General features: G+C 67.9%; 1 protein-coding gene. It reads left to right on the forward strand.

Annotation, left to right across the window (positions count from 1 at the left end; all coding sequences use genetic code 11):
- Positions 1-26 precede the first annotated feature (26 nt).
- On the forward strand, positions 27-3,169 hold a 3,143-nt coding region (locus tag KUM49_RS38395), incomplete at its 3' end, for a non-ribosomal peptide synthetase (protein ID WP_217241587.1).

Below are 3,169 nucleotides of genomic sequence, written 5' to 3' on the forward strand. Positions count from 1 at the left end.
GGGCGCGGTGTGAGGGTCGGGTGCCGGTGTGGGATGCGTTGCCGGTGCAGTATGCGGATTATGCGTTGTGGCAGCGGGAGTTGCTGGGTGATGAGGGTGATCCGGCAAGTGTGCTGTCGCGTCAGGTGGAGTACTGGCGTGGTGCGTTGGCGGGGGTGCCGGAGGAGTTGACGCTGCCGACGGGCCGGCCGCGGCCGGCGGTTCGTTCATTCCGGGGATTTCAGGCTGGGCTGGAGGTTCCGGCTGGGGTGCATGCGCGGTTGCGTGAGGTGGCGCGTGAGCGTGGTGTGACGGTGTTCATGGTGCTGCAGGCGGCGCTTGCGGTGACGTTGCACCGGCTGGGTGCGGGGACGGATATTCCGATCGGGTCGGCGATTGCCGGGCGGACGGATGAGGCGCTGGATGATCTGGTCGGCTGTTTCGTGAACACGCTGGTCATTCGGAGTGATCTGTCGGGTGATCCGTCGTTCGCCGAGTTGTTGGAGCGGGTGCGGGAGGCGGGGCTGCGGGCGTTCGAGCATCAGGATGTGCCGTTCGAGCGGCTGGTGGAGGAGTTGGCGCCTGTTCGTTCTACGGCGCGGCATCCGTTGTTCCAGGTGATGCTGACGTTGCAGAACAACGAGCAGGCGGTGCTGGATTTGCCTGGGGTGCGGGCTTCTGGGTTGTCGGGGGTGTCGGCGGAGCGGGTCGGGGTCGCGGCCGTGAAGTTCGACTTGGATGTGATGGCGACTGAGGTGTTCGACGCTGAGGGTGCGCCGGCGGGTGTGCGGGGTGCGGTGACTGCGGCTGCGGATGTGTTTGATGCGGAGGCGGCTGTTCGGATTGGGGGTTGTTGGGTTCGGGTGTTGGAGGCGTTGGTGGGGGATCCGTTGGTGCGGGTGGGTGGGGTGGAGGTTGTTGATCCGGTTGAGCGTGGGCGGGTGTTGGTGGAGTGGAATGACACGGCGGTGTCGGTGGGTGTGGGGACGGTGCCGGGGTTGTTTGCGGCGCAGGTGGCGCGGACTCCGGGTGCGGTGGCGGTGGTGGATGAGGGTGTGTCGGTGTCGTATGCGGAGTTGGATGCGCGGGCGAATCGGCTGGCGCGTTTGTTGATTGCGCGGGGTGTGGGGCCGGAGTCGTGTGTGGGGGTGTGTTTGGAGCGTGGGGTGGATTTGGTGGTGGCGTTGTTGGGTGTGGTGAAGGCGGGGGGTGCGTATGTGCCGTTGGATCCGGGTTATCCGGTGGAGCGGATTGCGTATGTGGTGGGGGATGCGGGGTTGGAGGTGGTGCTGACTTCTTCGGTGTTGGCGGGTGTGGTGCCGGGTGGGGTGTCGCGGGTGGTGCTGGATTCGCCGGTGGTGGTGGGTGAGCTTGCGGGTTTGGATGGGTCTTCGGTGGTGGGGGTGGGGCTGCGTGCGGAGCATCCGGCGTATGTGATTTATACGTCGGGGTCGACGGGTCGGCCTAAGGGTGTGGTGGTGTCGCATGTGGGTGTGGCGAGTCTGGTGGCGGGTCATGTGGGGGATTTGGGTGTGGGGCCGGGGGCGCGGGTGGCGCAGTTTGCTTCGGCGGCGTTTGACACGTTCGGGTGGGAGTGGTTGCCGGCGTTGTTGTCGGGTGCGGCGTTGGTGGTGGTGCCGGGTGAGCGGCGTCTGGGTGGGGTGTTGCCGGAGTTTTTGGCTGGGGCTGGGGTGACGCATGTGACGTTGCCGCCGGCGGTGCTGGCGACGTTGGAGGAGGGGTCGGTTGGTGCGGGGGTGGTGTTGGTGGTGGCGGGTGAGGCGTGTCCGCCGGAGGTGGTGGAGCGTTGGGCGCCGGGGCGGGTGATGTTCAACTCGTATGGTCCGACGGAGACGACGGTTGATGCGACGTTGTGGCGGTGTGTGGCGGGTGGGGCGGTGTCGATCGGGTCGCCGGTGGTCAATACGCGGGTGTTCGTGCTGGATGAGCGGTTGGCGCCGGTGCCGGTGGGTGTTGCGGGTGAGTTGTATGTGGCGGGGGCGGGGTTGGCGCGTGGGTATGTGGGGCGGTCGGGTTTGACGGCGGAGCGGTTTGTGGCTGATCCGTTCGCGGGTGATGGTTCGCGGATGTATCGGACGGGGGACCGGGCGCGGTGGACGGCGGAGGGGCGGTTGCTGTTCGCGGGTCGTAGTGATGAGCAGGTGAAGATCCGTGGTTTCCGGATCGAGCCGGGTGAGGTCGAGTCGGTGTTGGTGGGGCATCCGCGGGTCGGACAGGCCGCGGTGGTGGTGCGGGAGGACACCCCGGGCGACAAACGCCTCATCGCCTACATCGTCCCGGTGCGGGCCGAGGATGCGGTATCCGCCGGCCTGGTCGGCGATGTGCGGGACCTTGCGGCCGGGCGGTTGCCGGAGTACATGGTGCCGTCAGCTGTCGTGGTTCTGCCGGAGTTGCCTCTGACGGTGAACGGCAAGCTCGACCGCAAGGCCCTGCCCGCCCCGGAGTATGCCGGTGGTAGGGGTCGGGCGCCGGTCACCGTGCAGGAGGAGATCCTGTGCCAGGCCTTTGCGCAGGTCCTGGGCGTGGACCAGGTCGGCGTGGACGACGACTTCTTTGCGCTGGGCGGCCACTCCCTCCTGGCGGTGCGCCTGGCGAGTCGGGTGCGTGCGGTTTTGGGTGTGGAGGTGGGGCTGCGCACGTTGTTCGAGGTGCCGACGCCGGCGGGGCTTGCGGGTCGGTTGGGTCAGGGGGGTGTGGCGCGTCCGGCTTTGGTGGCGGGGGTGCGTCCGGAGCGGGTGCCGTTGTCGTTCGCGCAGCGGCGGCTGTGGTTCATCGGCCAGTTGGAGGGCCCGAGCGCGACGTACAACCAGCCGGTGGGCTTGCGGCTGACCGGCCGGCTGGACCGGCGGGCGTTGGAGGCGGCGCTGTTGGATGTGCTGGGGCGGCATGAGGTGCTGCGGACGGTGTTCGCGGTGGCGGACGGGGAGCCGTATCAGCAGATCCTGCCGGTCGAGGAGTGCGGCTTCGACCTGTCTGTTGTCGAGGTGGGTGACGGAGAGCTGGCCGGTGCGGTGGCGCAGGCGCAGGCGTATGCCTTCGATCTGGGTGCTGAGATTCCGCTGCGGGCGAGTCTGTTCGGGGTGGGTCCGGATGAGCATGTGCTCGTGGTGGTGGTGCATCACATTGCGGGTGATGGCTGGTCGATGGGGCCGTTGGCGCGGGACGTCTC

Source organism: Streptomyces sp. AC555_RSS877 (genome assembly GCF_019049245.1).
In the GTDB taxonomy this organism is placed as follows: Bacteria; Actinomycetota; Actinomycetes; order Streptomycetales; family Streptomycetaceae; genus Streptomyces.